The organism is Reyranella sp. (assembly GCF_965229815.1).
In the GTDB taxonomy this organism is placed as follows: domain Bacteria; phylum Pseudomonadota; class Alphaproteobacteria; order Reyranellales; family Reyranellaceae; genus Reyranella.
The window spans coordinates 838,848-855,638 of sequence record NZ_CBDDJN010000002.1; the positions used below are offsets into that span (position 1 = coordinate 838,848).

A 16,791-nucleotide genomic window follows, 5' to 3' on the forward strand; every position below is an offset into this window, starting at 1 on the left:
GCGGGCCTTTTACGCCCCTCCGAGCCGCCCGGTCCAGCCGCCTCCGCAACCGTACGAGTACAGCGGCGATCGCCCTCAGGCCGCGCGCTTGCGGCGACCCGTCTTGCGCTTCGCCCGGGGCTTGGCCTTGGTCGTGCGCTCGGCGGGGCCGCGTCGGGCATGAGCTTCGAGGAACCGGTCCGCCTTGTCGCGCGACGGACCCCCGGCGCCCTTCAGGCTCTGGCGCAGTGCGTCCATCAGATCGACGACCTTCTCCTCTTCCTCGGGCTGGTCGGCCGTCACCAGCTCCTCGCCCTTGGTCTTGCGCGTGATGAGCTCGCGCAGCGCATCCTCGTATCGGTCCTTGAAGGTGCTCGGATCGAAGTCCGCCGCCTGCTGCTCGATGATCTTCGCCGCGATCTCCAGCATCTTCGCATCGGGCTTGGGCAGGTCGCCGTCGAATACGTCGTCGAGCGCGCGGACCTCGTCGTGCGTGCGCAGCGTGGTGAGCAGGATGCCGCTCTCGCGCGGTTCGAGCGCGCACATGTGTTCGCGCTGGTGCATCACCAGACGACCGAGCGCCACCTTTCCTTCCTTGTCCATCGCGGCCCGGATCACCGAGAAGGCCTCGATGCCGGTCTTCCCCGACGGCACGAGATAGTAGGGCTCGTCCCAGTAGATCCGGTCGATCCCCGCGGCGTCGACGAATTCCTCGATATCGATCACCCGTGTCGAGTCCAGCCGCACCGCATCGAGCTCGTCCTTGTCGAACAGCACGTACTTGTTCTTCGTGACGGCAAAGCCCTTCACGAGCTCGCCGCGCTCGACGACGTCGCCGGTGCCCGCGTCGACCGTCTGCATGCGGATGCGGTTGTTGGTCTTGGGGTTGATCAGGTTGAAGTGCACGTCGGCGGCGCGCTCCGTCGCGGTGTAGAGCGAGACCGGGCAGGTGACGAGAGAGAGGCGCAGATGGCCCTCCCAGGTCGGCCGCATCCCCTTGTGCTTTGTCCGCTTGGACGCTGCGCTCTTCTTCGACTTCGCCATCTCAGCTCCTCATCGACTCGATTTGATCAGCCGCTCGATCGCCAACCGCAATGGCCTGGCGGAACGCGCATAGGTCGCCCACGGTTTCCGTCGCTTGAGCAGCCCCGGCGCGGTGCGCACGGTGAACCTGCGCGGATCCAGCCCCGCCTTCACCTGTGTCCAGTCGAGCGGCATCGAGACGGTGGCGCCGTCGCGCGCCCGCGGCGACAGCGGCGCCACCGCCGTCGCCGTCCGGTCGTTCCGCAGATAGTCGAGGAAGATGCGGCCCGTCCGTTCCTTCTTCGCCATCGTGAGCACGAAGCGGTCGGGCGCCGCCTCCGCGAGCTGCCGGCAGACCTCGCGGGCGAACGTTTTCGCCGCGTCCCAGTCCGGGCTCTTCGGATCGTCCGTCAGCGGCACGACGACATGCAGGCCCTTGCCGCCGGTCGTCTTGCAGAAAGTCTTGAGGCCGAGCGCCTCCAGCCGCTTGCGCACTTCGAGCGCGGCCTTGATGACGGCGCCGAACGCCACGTCGGGCGCCGGATCGAGATCGAACACCAGGCGACCCGGGAGATCGGGTTCGCCGGGCTGACAGTTCCAGGGATGCAGCTCGGTCGCGCCGAGCTGCGCCACCGCAGCCAGGGCTTCCACCCGGTCGATCTGCAGGTAGGGCTTGCGATCGCCACTCACCTTGACCTGCTCGAGGAGATGGGAAGTACCGGGCGCGGCGTGGCGCTGGAAGAAGCGCTGCTCACCCGTGATGCCGTCGGGCGTGCGCACGATCGAGCACGGCCGGCCCTTGAGATGCGGCATCATCCAGTCGCCGACCGCCTCGAAATATTGCGCCAGATCGAGCTTGGTGACCGGTGGATCCTCGTCGGGCCACAGCGGCTTGTCGGGGTTGGAGATCGCAACCCCCATCACCTCGGCGCGGCCGCCGACACCGCTGCTGCCGCCCGACCGGACGCCCCGTGCCTTGCCCGCCGATCGCTTCTTTGCCGCCGGCCTGGCCATCTTCGCGCGCACCGGCTCCACCGCCTTCTCGGCCTCGACCTCGTCCGCCGGCTTGTCGGCACGCAGCCCCTTGAAGGCGGCCTGCCGGACATTGCCGGCGCCGGTCCAGCCGGCGAACTCGATCTCGGCCACCAGATCGGGCCGCGCCCAGTGCATGTTCGCTTCCTTGGGCGGGCTGGCGCCGGCGGCGAAGGGACTGGTCTTGCTCTCGACCTCGCGCAAGCGTGGCAACAAGCGGCGCATCACCGCCGCGCCGAAGCCCGTGCCGACGCGGCCGACATAGACCAGCTTGCGGTCCTTGCCGTGCCCGCGGTGGACTCCGGCCAGCAGCGAGCGCAGGCGCGGACCCTCGCTGGTCCAGCCGCCGATCACCACCTCGTGGCCGGCCCGGCACTTGGCCTTGGTCCAGCCGCCGCCGCGGCCGGACCGGTAGGGCGCATCGAGCTCCTTCGACACGATGCCCTCGAGGTTCATGCGGCAGGCGGAGCTCAGCACCGTGTCGCCCGCGGTCTCGAAATGCTCGACGTAACGCAGCGTCGCGTGCTTGCCGCGCAACTTGCCGAGCAGGGCCTGCAGCCGCGCCTTGCGCTCGCGCAGCGGCAACGGCCGCAGATCCTCGCCATCGGCGAACAACAGGTCGAAGGCGAAGAAGATCAGCTTGCCCGACTGTCCCTCGGAGAGCGCCGCCTGCAGCGCCGCGAAGTCCGGCGCGCCGTGCGCGTCGAGCGCCACCGCCTCGCCGTCGATCAGGCAGTCCGGCAACTTCGCCGCCGCGTCCGCGATCGCCTCGAACTTGTCGGTCCAGTCGAGGCCCTTGCGCGTCCGCAGCGTCGCCTTGCCGTCCCCGACGCGGAGTTGCAGGCGGTAGCCGTCGAACTTCACCTCGTGTCCCCAGCCCGCCTGCGAGGGCGCGCGCTCGACCAGCTTGCAGAGCTGCGGCTCGACGAAATCCGGCATCGACGACGCTTTGCGCGCCTTTGCGTTGGACCTGGGCGCCGCGGCCTGCTCGCCGCCGTCCTTCTTGCGGCTGTCCCACACGGCGCCGGCGGTGCGCCTGCGGCCGGTCATGAAGGGCGTGGGCGCGCGGCCGGTGCCGACGGCGATCTGCTCCAGCGTCCGGCCCGACGCGACGGACTTCGGATCCTCGAGCAGCGCGTCGTCGTAATCGTTGCGCGCCGCCGCGTCGCGATGCTTGATGAGCAGCCAGTTCGTCCGCTTGCCGCCGCCCTTGCGGCGGTCCCAGCGCATGCGCACCAGCACCCAGCTTCCGTGCAGTCGGTCGCCTTCCATGACGAACTTGAGGTCGCCCTTCTTCAGCCCTTCGTGCGGATCGCCTTCGGGCATCCAGAAACCGCGGTCCCAGAGCTGCACGGTGCCGCCGCCATACTGGCCTTCGGGGATCGTGCCCTCGAAGTCGCCGTAGTCGAGCGGATGGTCCTCGACCTCGACGGCCAGGCGCTTCACCGAGGGGTCGAGCGAAGGGCCCTTGGTGATGGCCCACGACTTGAACACGCCATCCAGCTCCAGTCGCAGATCGTAGTGCAGCCGGGTCGCGTCGTGCCGCTGGATCACGAAGCGCAGGTGCTTCGCCGGCGCGACCTTGGCCTTGCCCGACGGCTCGTCGGTCCGGCTGAAGTCGCGCTTGGCGCGATAAGAGGTGAGATTGTCCTTGCGCATGGGCTGCTCGGTTCCTGCGACCCGCGGGGCATAACGGCCCGCGCGGCGTCGCGTTGCGCCGTCCCGGCAGCGCCATTATCGCATGCCGGCGCGGCGGCCGCTCATTTGCCGATGCAGAAGTCCCGGAAGATGACGTCGAGCAGCTCCTCGACACGCACCACGCCGGTGATGCGGCCGAGCGCCCGAAGCGCCAGCCGCAGGTCCTCGGCGGCGAGGGCGATCTCGGTTGCCTGCAGCGCGCGGCCCAGCGCGTCCTGGCAGTCGACCAGGGCAGCGCGGTGACGCGCCCGCGTGAACGGCGGCGGGCCGCTGTCCTGCATCAGCGCCCCGGCCGCCGCCTCGATCCGCGCCAGCAATGCCGCCAGACCGGCGCCTGTCGTCGCCGAGAGCGGCACCGCATCGTCCCCGGCCGCCGGTGCCAGATCGGTCTTGTTGACGACCACGATGTCGCTGGCGGCATTCCACTGCGGCGTCGCGGCGAGGACCTGCTGCCGCAAGCCGCGCCAGTCGCCGGTCGCGTCCAGCACCAGCAGCCGGAGGTCGGCGCTGGCGGCACGGGCCCGCGCCCGCCGCACGCCTTCCTGCTCGATGCGGTCGGGCGAATCGCGCAGTCCCGCCGTGTCCGCCAGCACCACCGGCCAGCCCGCGAGGTCGAGATGGACCTCGATCACGTCGCGGGTCGTGCCCGCCGTTTCCGACACGATGGCCGCATCGCGCCGCGCCAGCAGGTTCAGCAGCGACGACTTGCCGGCGTTGGGCGGCCCGATGATGGCGATGTGCAGGCCTTCGCGCAGGCGCTCGCCACGGCGGTCGGCCAGGTGGTCGGCAATGGCCGCGCGCAGGCGGTCGATCCCGCCGCGCACGTCGTCGGCCAGTCCGGACGGCAGGTCCTCGTCGGGGAAGTCGATCGCCGCCTCGAGATGGGCGAGCAGGCGGAGCCCCTGGCCGCGCCAATCCTCGTACAGCCGGTGAAGGGCGCCATCCATCTGCTGCAGCGCCTGGCGGCGCTGCTGGTCCGTCTCGGCGGCGACCAGGTCGGCGATGCCTTCGGCCTCCGTGAGGTCGAGCTTGCCGTTCTCGAAGGCGCGGCGCGTGAACTCGCCGGGCTCGGCCAGGCGGCAGAAGTCGAGCCGGCCGATCGCCGCCAGCGCGCCCCCGACCACGGCGCGGCCGCCGTGCAGATGCAGCTCGGCCATGGTCTCGCCGGTCTCGGTGTGCGGCGCCTCGAACCACACGACCAGGCCGCGGTCGATCGTCTCGCCACTCGCCGGGTCGCGCACGGTGCGCAGCGCAAGGCGCCGCGGCGGCGGCAGGGCCTTGCCGCCGGCGAGGACCATCAGCGCGTCGGCCGCGCGCGGGCCGCTCAGGCGCACCACCGCCAGCGCGCCAGGCTGGGCGCGCGACGGGACGGGCGTGCCCAGCGCGTAGATGGTGGCGATGTCGCTCATCGACGGACCATGACGGATGGCGACGCGCGGTGGCGGCGTCGTCTAGGAGCGCTTCTGGCCCGGAGGGCGGGCGGGCGCGGGCGCCGGCGTGCCGGGCACCGGTCGCGCGGTCACCTTGTCGGCGATCCTGTCGTAGAGCGCTTCGGGAATGATGCGCCGTTCGACGAGCTCGGTCTTGGCCTTGAAGGGTCGGCCCCGCACGATCGCGTCGGCCCGGACCTCGCCGATCCCTTCCAGGCTCATGAGCTCGTCAGCGCTGGCGCTGTTGAGGTCGATGACGCCGCCCGCCGACGGGGCGCGCGACTGAGCCCAGACCTCGGCTGTCAGGACGGCCGGCGCCAGGCCGACCAGGAAGTGCCGCCTCTGCATCGGGTCAGTCTACACCGCCGGCCGCGGCGGAACGATCTCGTCCCAGGACGGCACCGGCCGCAGCGCGAAGGGGACCTGCCACTGCCGGTAGTTGCCGCTGTCGATCAGCGCCGCCGGCACGGTGATCGACGGCGGCACGGACTCGCCGCGCAGGTGCCGCAGCAAGGCATGGGTCGCAATGCCGGCGATGTTGAAGGCGCTGAAGTCGACGCTCGCCACCATCGTGCCGCGGGCGATGTGCTCGATCGCCTCGGGCAGGCCGTTGACGCCGACCACACGGGCCGTCCGCCCGGCGGCCGCCAGCGCGTCGAGCGCCCCCAGGGCCATCAGATCGTTCGCTGCCCAGACCCCGTCGATCGCCGGGTGCTCGGCAAGGAGCCGCGCCATCGCCTCGCGGGCGGGCGGTTGCTGGAACGCCCCGCCAGCCCTGCCGAGCAGGACGATCTCTGGCGTTTCTTCGAGCAACTGACCGAGGCCTATGCTGCGGTCGCGGCCGGTCGGTGCGCCCGCCGGACCCTCCAGGGCCACGATCCGGCCGTTGCCGCCCAGCGCCGAGAACAGGGCCCCCGCGGCCGTGCGGCCCACCGCGATGTCGTCCGATCCCACGACCGACACGAACGGCCCGTCCATGCGGTTGATGCAGACCACGACCGGTATCCCGGCGGCGGTGAAGCGGGCGACGTCGGGGCCCATCTGCCGGTCGTCGACCGGCACGAACACGACGCCGTCGGGCGCGATCGCCAGTGCCTCGCCGACCAGGGCCCGCTGCTGGGCGAGGTCATCGGGTGTCTCGGGGACGAAATGCACGGTCCGGGCGCCCGCCTCGGCGGCGACCCGGTCGGCCGCCAGCCGGGCCGCAGCGTAGGCCGGGTTGACGCGGTTCTTGGTGAAGACGGCGAGGCGGGGGGACGGGGCCATGATCCCTTATATTAGGCGAGACGTAGCCAGTCGTACTGCCCCCTGCTAATCGTCGCCCGATGGCCAAGCCCTACGACCAGATCGCCGACCGGCGCGCCATCGTTCGCCGCCGGGCCCTGGAAGACGCGCTCGCACGCCTGGTCGAGGACCTGCCGACCGGCGCCGAGCCGCCACGCACTGCCGTGCTCAGCCTGTTGCGCGAAGCGCTGGCCGCGGGCCGGGCCGAGATCCGCCGCCGCTTCGAGGAGCCGGGCCCGCTGCGCAACGACGGCGAGCAGGTGCTGGCGGCGACGTCGTTCCTGATGGACCAGCTCATCCGGGTGATCTTCGACTTCGCCGACCAGCACATCTATCCCGCCGCCAATCCCAGCACGGCCGAGCGGCTGGGCGTCGTGGCGACCGGCGGCTACGGCCGCGGCGAGCTCGCACCCCTGTCGGACATCGACCTGCTGTTCCTGCGACCCTACAAGCAGACGCCCCGCGGCGAGCAGATCGTCGAGTTCATGCTCTACCTTCTGTGGGACCTCGGCCTGAAGGTCGGCCATGCCACGCGCACGGTCGAGGAGAGCCTGCGCTACGCCGAGCGCGACCAGACGATCCGCACCGCGCTGCTCGAGGCGCGCTACGTGTGGGGCGACCGCGATCTCTACGACGAGCTGAAGCGCGGTTTCACCCAGACCTTCCTGAATGGCGACGGCCGCGACTTCGTCGAGGCCAAGCTCGCCGAGCGCGACCAGCGCCACCATCGCATGGGCGATTCGCGCTACGTCGTCGAGCCCAACGTCAAGGAAGGCAAGGGCGGCCTGCGCGACCTCCACCTGCTGTTCTGGATCGCCGAGTATCTCTATCGCGTCAGCGAGCCCGGCGAGCTGGTGGCGAAGGGCGTGCTGACGCGCGAGGAGGCCCGGCACTTCGAACGCGCCGAACGCTTCTTCACGACGGTGCGGTGCCACATCCACTATCTGACCGGGCGTGCCGACGATCGTCTGTCGTTCGAGCTGCAGCGCGAGATCGCCGCCCGGCTGGGCTACCAGGACCGTCCCGGCAGCCGCGGCGTCGAACGCTTCACCAAGCACTATTATCTGCACGCCAAGACCGTGGGCGACCTCACGCGAATCTTCGTCGCCGCGCTGGAGGACAGCCGCCGCCGCAAGCCGAAGCTCGCGGCGCTGTGGCAGACGCTGCGGCCGCGCCAGCTCGAAGGATTCCGCCTCGACGGCGAACGGCTGGGCGTCGCGACGCCGGACGCCTTCGCCAAGGATCCGGTGGCGATCCTGCGCCTGTTTCACGTCGCGCAGGAGAACGACCTCGACATCCATCCGGCGACGCTGCGGCTCGTGACGCAGAACATCCGGCTCGTCGACCGGCTGCGCGCCGATTCCGAAGCCAACCGGCTGTTCATGGAGATGATGACGTCGCGGAACGATCCGGAGACGACGCTGCGGCGGCTCAACGAAGCCGGCGTGTTCGGCCGCTTCATTCCGGATTTCGGCCGCGTCGTCGCCCAGACCCAGCACGACATGTACCACACGTACACGGTCGACGAGCACACGATCCGCGCCATCGGCATCCTGGCGCGCATCGAGAACGGCACCCTCAAGGAAGACCATCCGCTGGCCTCCGGAATCGTCCACAAGATCCTCTCGCGGCCGGTGCTCTATCTCGCGGTGCTGCTGCACGACATCGCCAAGGGTCGCGGCGGCGACCATTCCATCCTGGGCGCCGAGGTGGCGATGCAGCTCGGGCCGCGGCTCGGCCTCACCGCCGCCGAGACCGAGACCGTCGCATGGCTGGTCCGCTACCACCTCGCCATGTCGGCGACCGCCTTCCAGCGCGACCTGATGGATCCCAAGACCATCGAAACCTTCGCGGCCCTCATCCAGTCGCCCGAGCGGCTGCGCCTGCTGCTGGTCCTGACGGTCTGCGACATCCGCGCCGTCGGCCCCAACGTGTGGAACGGCTGGAAGGCGGCGCTGCTGCGCCAGCTCTACTACGCCACCGAGCAGGTCCTGTCGGGCGGCACCCTGTCGGGCGGCCGCGCCGAGCGCATCAAGCAGATCCAGGTCGAGATCGGCAGCCGGCTCGCCGGCTGGACCGATGCCGAGAAGGAGGAGCATTTCGCGCGCGGCTACGCGCCCTACTGGCTGTCGTTCGATCCCGATACGCTGGCGCGCCAGGCCGAGCTGGTGCGCCGCGCCGAGCGCGATCACCAGCCGCTCGCCTTCGAGCATCGCATCGACGGCGAGCGCTCGGTCACCGAAATCACCATCTACACGCTCGACACGCACGGCCTCTTCGCGCGCCTGGCCGGGGCCATGGCGATCAGCGGCGCCACCATCGTCGACGCCAAGATCTTCACGCTTGCCAACGGCATGGCGCTCGACACGTTCTGGATCCAGGACCTCGAGGGCAAGCCGTTCGACGGGCCGCAGCGGCTGGCGCGGCTGGCTGCCCGCGTCGAGCTCTCGCTGTCCAACCGCCTCGACATCCAGCGCGAGCTCGACAGCCAGCGGGCCTCGTGGCCCAAGCGCGACGAGGTCTTCACCGTCGAGCCGCGCGTGCTGGTCGACAACAACGCCTCCGACACGTTCACCGTGATCGAGGTCAACGGCCGCGACCGCCCGGGCTTCCTGCACGTCGTGACGCGCGCCCTGACGCGCCTCAACCTCAAGATCACCTCGGCTCACATCACGACCTACGGCGAGCGCGCCGTCGACGTCTTCTACGTCAAGGATCTGTTCGGGCTGAAAATCGTCAACCAGGAGAAGCTGAAGCAGGTGGCCGATTCCGTCGAACGCGCCATCCGCACGTTCGACGCCCGCTTCGACCCGGTGGCGAAAGCGGCGGAGTGACGGCCCGCGGCCGTCATCCCGAGCCTTTGCGAGGGATCTGATACCGAAAGATCCTTCGCTTCGCTCAGGATGACAGCTTCGTTGGCGCTCGCGAGGATATGGACGACCGGAGCTCGAGCCATCGCGCCGCCATTGGAGAGGCTCCCCGCTCCGCCGGCAAAGTCTCTCCGCTCGGGCCTTCGGCCCTCGGTCGAGACGACGGAGAAATCTATTCTGGCTTGAACCCCGATTCCCTCAGGAGCGCCGTGTTCGCCTCGACCTCGCCCTTGATGAAGGCGGCGAAATCTTTGGGTCCGCGCGCGGTCGGCACGATGCCGAGCGAGGTCGTCTTCTCGATGAAGCCCGGATCCCTGGAGACCTGCGCCATAGCGGCAGCCAGCTTGTCGACCACCGGCTCGGGCGTGTCCTTCGGCGCCCAGACGCCATACCAGGAGCTGATGTTGAAGTCCTTCAGCCCCACCTGGTCGCTGGTCGGGATGTCCGGCGCGAGCTTGGTGCGCTCCTTCGAGGTGACGAACAGGCCGCGCGCGCGTCCCGAGGTGGCGAGCGGCAGCAGCGCCGTCCAGGGGTCCATGAAGAGCTGGACGTTGCCGGCCACCAGGTCGGCATTGGCCGGCGCCGTGCCCTTGTAGAGGATCGTGTCGAGCGGCAGCCCGGTCCGCTTCAGGAAGGCGAGCGTGGCGATGTGGCCGGCCGAGCCGCCCGACGACAGGGCGAAGAAGTACTTCTTCGGCTCCTTGCCGATCGCCGCCATGGTGCTCGCATAGTCGGTGCCCGGCACCTTGGGGTTCACCAGAAGGACCAGCGGCGCCTCGCCCGCCTGGGCGATCGCCCGGAAATCCGTTACCGGATCGTAGGGACAGGTCGGCACCACGGTCTTGCCCAGCACGAACAGGCTGGCATTGAACAGAAGCGTGTAGCCGTCGGGCTCGGCCCGCCGCACCGTGTCGGATCCGACGGTGCTCGAGGCGCCGCCGATATTGTGCACCACGATCGGCTGCCCGAGCTTCTCGGACAGGAACTGCGCCGTGATGCGGCCCAGCCCGTCGGTGCCGCCGCCAGGCGGGTAGGGCACCACCATCTTGATGGACTTGTCGGGATAGGATTGCGCCAGGGCGGGCGCGGCAACGAGCGCGGCGCCCGCCGCGCCGACGAAGGTACGCCGACGCATCATGGACTCACCGTCACCGAGGACTCGCAGGCCTTGCCGCCCGCCGCTTCACAGATCGTCCGCACGACGCGGCGTTCGCCCAGCTCGGCACAGCCGGCGTCCAGGGCTTTCGAAGTATCGAGATGCTGCTTCAAGACTGCCTTCCCTCCGGGACTGATCGGATAGAGGATTCCCTCCCGGTAGGCCGACTTCAGCTCGATGGTCCGTTCCCGGCCGCCGCCCAGGGAGACGGCGACATCGACCTGAAGGTAGTCGATCGTCTCCGCCGACCTGTTCTCGACGACCAGGCTCGGCACACAGGTGCCGTAAACCGTGGAGTCCGCGCCGCGCGTGACGTCGATGCCATTCGCGGCGCGTACCCCCGAAGCAGCAAGAATCAGACCAAGTGCGAAAAGAAGACGCGGAAGTCGTCCCGTCATGACCGCCTCCGTCCGGCGACAGAGCCTCTACGTCGCCTGCAACCGCTGTTCCCGCCGGGTGGCCAGCATCTGCAGGATGGCGGCCGCCGTCTCCTCGATCGATCGACGGGTGACGTCGATCGTCGCCCACTTGCGGCGCGCGTACAGCCGCCGGGCGTCCTGGATCTCGCGCTGCACCTGGTCCATGTCGGTATAGTCGGACTCGGTGCTCTGCTGCAGCAGCCGCAGGCGGTTGACGCGGATCTGGACAAGCCGCTCGGGATCGGTGATCAGGCCGACGATCAGCGGCCGCCTGGCCGCCTCGAGCTCGGCCGGCGGATCGACCAGCGGCACCAGCGGCACGTTGGCCGCGCGCACGCCGCGATTGGCGAGATAGACGCAGGTCGGCGTCTTCGACGTGCGCGACGGGCCGACCAGGACGACATCGGCATCGTCGAGATCGTGCGTCGACTGGCCGTCGTCGTGCGCCAGCGTGTAGTGCATGGCGTCGATCCGGTCGAAGTAGCCCTCGTCGAGCTGGTGCTGGCGGCCCGGCCACTGCTCGCTCTTGGAATGGAAGTGCACGGCCAGCACGCTCATCGCCTGGTCGAGCACGCCGACGCAGGGCAGTTGCAGGCGCCGGCAGTGGTCTCGCACCAGGTCGCGCAGATCGGGATCGACCAGGGTGTAGAGGACGGGACCGCGGTCGCGCTCGACCGCCTGCATGACCTTTTCCATCTGGCCCTGCGTGCGGACCAGCGACCAGACATGCTCCTGGACGAACACGCCCTCGTACTGCACGAGGCAGGCACGCGCCACGCTCGACACCGTCTCGCCGGTCGAATCGGACACGAGGTGGACGTGGAAGTTGCGGTTGGCCACGACCGCTTTTACCCCACAGGCCCGTCGGGAGAAATGCGGGATTGCCAGAGGCAAACCGGGGACAGGCCGGACGCCGGCGGAGGAGTCTCCGATTCGGGACCCGGCTTGCTCCTCCGGCTCCCATCCTCTTCCCCTGCGGATGATCCCCTCGGGACGTTCTGGGAATCGGGAATCAGGCCGGCGCGAGGCCGTGGAATCGGCGTGTGATGATCCACAGCAGCCTGGGGACCGCCGATCAATAGGGCGCATCCCCATGTGCCACACCCTCTACGACTCCTACTACCTATTATGAAAGGGTAAGAGGAAAGCATGAGGGATGAGACTTGAGCGCGGGACGGTTCCTCCAGACCCTGTCCGGCACGCGCTTTCCGACACCGCCGATCTGGCTCATGCGCCAGGCCGGGCGCTATCTGCCGGAATACCGGGCGATCCGTGCGACGACGCGCTCCTTCCTCGAGTTCTGCTACACGCCGGACAAGGCGGTCGAGGTCACCTTGCAGCCGGTCCGGCGCTTCGGCCTGGACGCCGCCATCATCTTCTCGGACATCCTGGTCGTGCCGGACGGGCTCGGCCAGCGGGTCTGGTTCGAGGAGGGCGAGGGTCCCAAGCTCGAGGCTCTGACCGATCCCGCCGATTTCGGCCGGCTGAGCCGGGCCCGCCTGACCGACACCTTGGCGCCCGTCTACACGGCGATCCGGCAGGCCCGCGCGGCCCTGCCGGCCGAGACCGCGCTGCTGGGGTTCGCCGGCGCGCCCTTCACGCTCGCCTGCTACATGATCGAGGGTGGCGGCAGCCGCGACTTCGCCAAGGTGAAGCTCTGGGCCTATCGGCATCCCGAATCCTTCGGCCTGCTGGTCGACCTGCTGGTCGAGGCGGTGATCGACCATCTCACCGCCCAGGTCGAGGCCGGCGCCGACGCGGTGCAGCTCTTCGATTCCTGGGCCGGCATCCTGCCCGAGGAACAGCTGTTCGCCTGGTCGCTGGAGCCGATGGTGCGCATCGCCCATGGTCTGCGCACCCGCCATCCCAAGGTACCCATCATCGCCTTCCCGCGCGCCGTCGGGCCCGCGATCCTGATGTACCGTCGGCCCGATGCGTTCACCGCCCTGTCGCTCGACACCGGCATCGGCGCCCACTGGGCGGCGCGCGAGCTGCAGCCGCATGTCTGCGTCCAGGGCAACCTCGACCCCCTGATGCTGGTGGCCGGCGGGACGGCGCTGGAGCGCGAGACCCGGCGCATCCTCGACAAGCTCGGCCAGGGGCCGTTCGTCTTCAATCTCGGCCACGGCGTCGTGCCCCAGACGCCGCCCGAGCATGTCGCGCAGCTGGTCGAGATCGTGCGCGGCTGGACGCCGTCCACGTCATGACGGTCTGCCCGTGAAGGTCGCCATCATCCTGTTCAACTTGGGTGGACCCGATTCGCTGGAGGCGGTGCAGCCCTTCCTGCGCAACCTGTTCGGCGATCCCGCCATCCTGCGCGTCCCGTCGTTCGTGCGCCGGCCGCTGGCGGCCTTCATCGCGCGTCGGCGGGCGCCCAAGGCGCGGGCGATCTATGAGCAGATCGGCGGGGCCTCGCCGATCCTCGGCCAGACCGAGGCGCAGGCGCGCGCGCTCGAGGCCGCCCTCGGCGCCGGCGGCGAGGGGCACGAATGGCGCGGCTATGTCTGCATGCGCTACTGGCATCCGCTGACCGAGGCCACGGTCCGGGCCGTCGACCGTTTCAAGCCCGACCGCATCGTGCTGCTGCCGCTCTATCCTCAGTACTCGACGGCGACGACGGCCTCGTCGTTCGCGGCCTGGAACGAGCGCGCCCGCTTCAAGGTCCCGACCAGCGTCGTGAACGACTATCCGACCGAACCAGGCTTCATCGCGGCCTCGGTGGCGCTGCTGAAGGAAGGGCTGGCGGAGGCCGGCAGCGCCCCCCGGCGCGTCCTGTTCTCGGCCCACGGGCTGCCCGAGCGCATCATCAAGGCGGGCGATCCCTACCAGACGCAGGTGGAGCAGACGGCGAAGGCGATCGCCGACACGATCGGCGGGCTGGACTGGACGGTCTGCTACCAGAGCCGCGTCGGCCCGCTGAAGTGGATCGGTCCCTCGACCGAGGCCGAGATCGAGCGGGCCGGCCGCGACAAGGTCGGGGTGGTGCTCTATCCCCTGTCCTTCGTGTCGGAGCATTCGGAGACCCTGGTCGAGCTCGACATCGAGTATCGCCATCTCGCCGAAAAGGCCGGCGTGCCCGTTTACGTGCGGGTGCCGACCGTGGGCACCCATCCGCTGTTCATCGAAGGTCTGGCGAGGCTTGTGCGCGATGCTCTATGACGTCCTGAAGGCCCTGCACATCGTCGCCGTCATCGCCTGGATGGCGGGATTGCTCTACCTGCCGCGCCTGTTCGTCTACCACGCCGAGGCCGAGCGCGGCTCGGCGCAGAGCGAGACCTTCAAGGTAATGGAACGCCGCCTGCTGCGGGCCATCATGAATCCGGCGATGATCCTGGTCTGGATCCTGGGCCTTGCGCTCGCCTGGCAGGGCGAATGGTGGCGCTTCGGGTGGCTCCACGCCAAGCTCACCCTGGTGGTCGTGCTGACGATCGTGCATCACGTTTACGGACGCTGGCGCAAGACCTTCGAGGCCGACCGGAATGCGAGGCCAGCCAGCTATTATCGCTGGTGGAACGAGGTGCCGACGGTCCTGATGATCGCTATCGTGTTCCTCGTGGTGCTGAAACCCTTCTGACGGGAGAGACATGAACGCCGAGACCACTGCGGACTGGCGGGACCAGATCTTCGAGGTCCTCCAGGCCCACGACATCAAGCAGGTCTATCACGTGCCCGATGCCGGCCATTCGCGGCTGATCGAGCAGTGCCAGCGGTCGAACTCGATCCGTTGCGTGCCGCTCACCACCGAGGAGGAAGGCGTGGCGCTCGCCGCCGGTGCCTGGCTGGGCGGGCAGCGCTCGACGCTGCTGATGCAGAGCTCCGGCGTCGGCAACACCATCAACATGATGGGGATGACCAAGACGTTGCGCTTTCCCTTCCTGACGCTCATCACGATGCGCGGCGACTGGGGCGAGTTCAATTCCTGGCAGTATCCGATGGGCCAGGGCACGCCCAAGGTCCTCGAGGCGATGGGCCTGCTGCTCTACTCCGTCGACAAGGCCGAGGATGTGAAGGCCACGGTCGACGCCGCGGCGCGCACGGCCTTCAACGGCGGCCAGGCCGTCGCGGTGCTGCTGCGCCAGAAGCTGATCGGCATCAAGGATTTCGGGAAGAAGACCGCCCAATGAGCAAAGCCACGCTGCAGCGCCGGCCGCTGGTCCGGAAGATCCTCGAGGGCGCCGACGACCGGCTGCTGGTCATCGCCGGCCTGGGCTCGGCGAACTGGGACATTACCGAGGCGGGCGACCGTCCGCTCAACATGCCGCTGTGGGGCGCCATGGGCGCACCGGTCGGGATGGGGCTCGGCCTCGCGCTCGCCCAGCCCGACAAGCGCGTGCTGGTGATCACCGGCGACGCCGACATGATGATGAGCCTGGGCTCGCTCGCCACGGTGGCGACGCAGCAGCCGGAGAACCTCGCGATCGTCGTGCTCGACAACGAGCGGTTCGGCGAGACTGGCAACCAGGCCTCGCATACCAGCCCGCGAAACAACGGTCCCACGGAGTCCGGCGCTGGCGCCGATCTCGCGACGATCGCGCGGGGCTGCGGCATTGCCGATGTCGCCACCGTGCGCGAGGCGTCCGAGGTCGCGCCGCTCGTCAAGGATGCCCGCACGGCCAAGGGCCCGGTATTCCGCCTGGTCAAGGTCATGGTCGAGAAGCTCGACTTCGTCATGCCGCCGCAGGACGGGGCGCATCTGAAGGACCGGTTTCGCCAGGCCCTGCTCGGCCATCCCTAGGGGCATGACATGACCGGGTACGCACCCTTTCCCCTGATCGAGCTCAGCGGCCCGCCGCGCGAGCGCGGGCGCCAGCACGGCAAGGCGGCGGCCGACCGGCTGCGCCGCGGCGCGAAGATGTATGCCGAGTCGCTGGTCAAGACCGGCGTCGACTGGAAGGAGCTGGAGCGTCGTGCCGAGGCGATGGTGCCCACGATCGACCGGTTCGATCCGACCTATGTCGAGGAGATGCGCGGCATCGCCGAGGGCGCCGGCGAGCCCTTCGCCGCCGTCGTGCTGATGAACGCCCGCACCGAGATGGTCGCGGCGGCACGCCAGCAGCAGGCGACCAAGCACTTCCCCGACGGCTGCACGGCCGCGCTGGCGCTGCCCGAGGCCAGCGCCGACGGCACGCTGCTGCACGGCCAGAACTGGGACTGGCGCGCCGAATGCGCCGAGACCGGCGTGATCCTGCGCATCCGTCGCGACGACGGACCCGACATCCTGACCTTCACCGAGGCGGGCGGGCTCGCGCGCTCGGGCCTGAACTCCGCCGGCCTTGGCCTCACCGCCAACGCGCTGGAATGCGACCGCGACTACAAGCGCGGACCGGGCGTGCCGCTGCCCTTCATCCGCCGCAAGGTGCTGGAGAGCGCGCATCTCGCGCAGGCGGTGCAGACCATCGTGTCGACGCCCAAGCTCGGCTCCAACCACATGGCGGTGAGCCAGGCGACGGAAGACGGCGCCGCCGAGGCCTTCGGCTTCGAATGCGCGCCCGACGAGACGTTCTGGGTGGCGCCGGAGCGCGGCGTCTACGTCCACGCCAACCACTGGATCGCCGAGTCGGCGCGGACCAGGGTCAAGGACACCGGGCTCGCCGAGACGCCGTGCTCGATCTACCGCGACAAGCGCGTGCGCGACCAGCTCGCGTCCCGCCGTGGGCAACTCACCCTCGACGATCTCCGCACCGCCTTCTTCGACGCCTGGGGCTCGCCCTGGTCGGTGTGCCGGCCGCCGCGGCCCAACACGCGCGGCGTGCTGACCGCGACCGCCGCCATGATCCTGATGCGCCCGGGCGAGGGCCATCTCGAGGCCTGCCCGATGCCGGCGCTCAACCGCCAGTTCACGACCTACTCGCTGACGCCCGACCGCACGGCACAGAAACAGGCGGCGGAATAGGAGGAAG

The 16,791-nt window shown here is 69.6% G+C and carries 15 protein-coding genes; 7 read left to right on the top strand and 8 right to left on the bottom strand.

Annotated features, from left to right (window positions below; genetic code table 11):
* Positions 1 to 75: 75 nt before the first annotated feature.
* The 5 genes from ACO073_RS04580 to ACO073_RS04600 form a co-directional block, all read right to left on the bottom strand.
* Positions 76 to 1,023 (bottom strand): Ku protein, encoded by a 948-nt coding sequence (locus ACO073_RS04580; RefSeq protein ID WP_421995727.1) that lies wholly within the window; start codon positions 1,021 to 1,023, stop codon positions 76 to 78.
* Positions 1,024 to 1,032: 9 nt separating this feature from the next.
* Entirely contained in the window at positions 1,033 to 3,693 is a 2,661-nt protein-coding gene (gene ligD, locus ACO073_RS04585) for a DNA ligase D (protein ID WP_421995729.1), read from the bottom strand.
* A 101-nt stretch (positions 3,694 to 3,794) separates the two neighbouring features.
* Positions 3,795 to 5,141, bottom strand: coding sequence for a tRNA uridine-5-carboxymethylaminomethyl(34) synthesis GTPase MnmE (mnmE, locus tag ACO073_RS04590; protein ID WP_421995731.1), 1,347 nt, complete (start codon positions 5,139 to 5,141; stop codon positions 3,795 to 3,797).
* Positions 5,142 to 5,183: 42 nt separating this feature from the next.
* The gene (locus ACO073_RS04595; RefSeq protein ID WP_421995733.1) at positions 5,184 to 5,510 is read right to left on the bottom strand and encodes a ComEA family DNA-binding protein; all 327 of its coding nucleotides are present in this window, start codon (positions 5,508 to 5,510) and stop codon (positions 5,184 to 5,186) included.
* 9 nt (positions 5,511 to 5,519) lie between these two features.
* Positions 5,520 to 6,428, bottom strand: coding sequence for a sugar ABC transporter substrate-binding protein (locus ACO073_RS04600; RefSeq protein WP_421995735.1), 909 nt, complete (start codon positions 6,426 to 6,428; stop codon positions 5,520 to 5,522).
* A gap of 59 nt (positions 6,429 to 6,487) precedes the next feature.
* Here ACO073_RS04600 and ACO073_RS04605 point away from each other — a divergent pair, with 59 nt between their 5' ends.
* A complete protein-coding gene (locus ACO073_RS04605; RefSeq protein ID WP_421995737.1) occupies positions 6,488 to 9,280 on the top strand; it encodes a [protein-PII] uridylyltransferase in 2,793 nt (930 codons plus the stop codon).
* A gap of 208 nt (positions 9,281 to 9,488) precedes the next feature.
* On the opposite strand, the gene ACO073_RS04610 is transcribed toward ACO073_RS04605, so the two are convergent.
* From ACO073_RS04610 to ACO073_RS04620, 3 genes are read right to left on the bottom strand one after another with little or no spacing between them, the layout of a single operon-like run.
* On the bottom strand, positions 9,489 to 10,454 hold the full coding sequence (locus tag ACO073_RS04610; protein WP_421995739.1) for a Bug family tripartite tricarboxylate transporter substrate binding protein: 966 nt from the start codon (positions 10,452 to 10,454) through the stop codon (positions 9,489 to 9,491).
* Positions 10,451 to 10,870, bottom strand: a complete 420-nt coding sequence (locus tag ACO073_RS04615; RefSeq protein ID WP_421995741.1) for a hypothetical protein — start codon at positions 10,868 to 10,870, stop codon at positions 10,451 to 10,453. The genes ACO073_RS04610 and ACO073_RS04615 overlap by 4 nt, the downstream gene beginning before the upstream one ends.
* Before the next feature lie 27 nt (positions 10,871 to 10,897).
* Positions 10,898 to 11,731, bottom strand: a complete 834-nt coding sequence (locus ACO073_RS04620; RefSeq protein ID WP_421995743.1) for a pyruvate, water dikinase regulatory protein — start codon at positions 11,729 to 11,731, stop codon at positions 10,898 to 10,900.
* Positions 11,732 to 12,054: 323 nt separating this feature from the next.
* Here ACO073_RS04620 and hemE point away from each other — a divergent pair, with 323 nt between their 5' ends.
* Genes hemE through ACO073_RS04650 form a run of 6 tightly spaced genes read left to right on the top strand, consistent with a single transcriptional unit; the run spans position 12,055 to position 16,784 of the window.
* Positions 12,055 to 13,098, top strand: a complete 1,044-nt coding sequence (gene hemE / locus ACO073_RS04625) for a uroporphyrinogen decarboxylase (protein ID WP_421995745.1) — start codon at positions 12,055 to 12,057, stop codon at positions 13,096 to 13,098.
* 10 nt (positions 13,099 to 13,108) lie between these two features.
* A complete protein-coding gene (gene hemH, locus ACO073_RS04630) occupies positions 13,109 to 14,050 on the top strand; it encodes a ferrochelatase (RefSeq protein ID WP_421995747.1) in 942 nt (313 codons plus the stop codon).
* On the top strand, positions 14,040 to 14,465 hold the full coding sequence (hemJ, locus tag ACO073_RS04635; protein WP_421995749.1) for a protoporphyrinogen oxidase HemJ: 426 nt from the start codon (positions 14,040 to 14,042) through the stop codon (positions 14,463 to 14,465). The genes hemH and hemJ overlap by 11 nt, the downstream gene beginning before the upstream one ends.
* A 10-nt stretch (positions 14,466 to 14,475) precedes the next feature.
* Positions 14,476 to 15,015, top strand: a complete 540-nt coding sequence (locus ACO073_RS04640; RefSeq protein ID WP_421995751.1) for a thiamine pyrophosphate-binding protein — start codon at positions 14,476 to 14,478, stop codon at positions 15,013 to 15,015.
* Positions 15,012 to 15,626 (top strand): thiamine pyrophosphate-dependent enzyme, encoded by a 615-nt coding sequence (locus tag ACO073_RS04645; protein WP_421995753.1) that lies wholly within the window; start codon positions 15,012 to 15,014, stop codon positions 15,624 to 15,626. The genes ACO073_RS04640 and ACO073_RS04645 overlap by 4 nt, the downstream gene beginning before the upstream one ends.
* Positions 15,627 to 15,635: 9 nt before the next feature.
* Complete coding sequence (locus ACO073_RS04650) at positions 15,636 to 16,784, top strand: C45 family autoproteolytic acyltransferase/hydolase (protein WP_421995755.1); 1,149 nt, start codon at positions 15,636 to 15,638, stop codon at positions 16,782 to 16,784.
* The last annotated feature ends 7 nt before the right edge of the window (positions 16,785 to 16,791 follow it).

Coding starts and splice junctions, on each gene's coding strand:
- hemJ (WP_421995749.1), top strand. CDS start 14,040: ATGCTCTATGACGTCCTGAAGGCCCTGCACATCGTCGCCGTCATCGCC.
- ACO073_RS04615 (WP_421995741.1), bottom strand. CDS start 10,870: ATGACGGGACGACTTCCGCGTCTTCTTTTCGCACTTGGTCTGATTCTT.
- ACO073_RS04595 (WP_421995733.1), bottom strand. CDS start 5,510: ATGCAGAGGCGGCACTTCCTGGTCGGCCTGGCGCCGGCCGTCCTGACA.
- ligD (WP_421995729.1), bottom strand. CDS start 3,693: ATGCGCAAGGACAATCTCACCTCTTATCGCGCCAAGCGCGACTTCAGC.
- ACO073_RS04605 (WP_421995737.1), top strand. CDS start 6,488: ATGGCCAAGCCCTACGACCAGATCGCCGACCGGCGCGCCATCGTTCGC.
- ACO073_RS04640 (WP_421995751.1), top strand. CDS start 14,476: ATGAACGCCGAGACCACTGCGGACTGGCGGGACCAGATCTTCGAGGTC.
- ACO073_RS04580 (WP_421995727.1), bottom strand. CDS start 1,023: ATGGCGAAGTCGAAGAAGAGCGCAGCGTCCAAGCGGACAAAGCACAAG.
- ACO073_RS04650 (WP_421995755.1), top strand. CDS start 15,636: ATGACCGGGTACGCACCCTTTCCCCTGATCGAGCTCAGCGGCCCGCCG.
- mnmE (WP_421995731.1), bottom strand. CDS start 5,141: ATGAGCGACATCGCCACCATCTACGCGCTGGGCACGCCCGTCCCGTCG.
- ACO073_RS04645 (WP_421995753.1), top strand. CDS start 15,012: ATGAGCAAAGCCACGCTGCAGCGCCGGCCGCTGGTCCGGAAGATCCTC.
- ACO073_RS04600 (WP_421995735.1), bottom strand. CDS start 6,428: ATGGCCCCGTCCCCCCGCCTCGCCGTCTTCACCAAGAACCGCGTCAAC.
- ACO073_RS04610 (WP_421995739.1), bottom strand. CDS start 10,454: ATGATGCGTCGGCGTACCTTCGTCGGCGCGGCGGGCGCCGCGCTCGTT.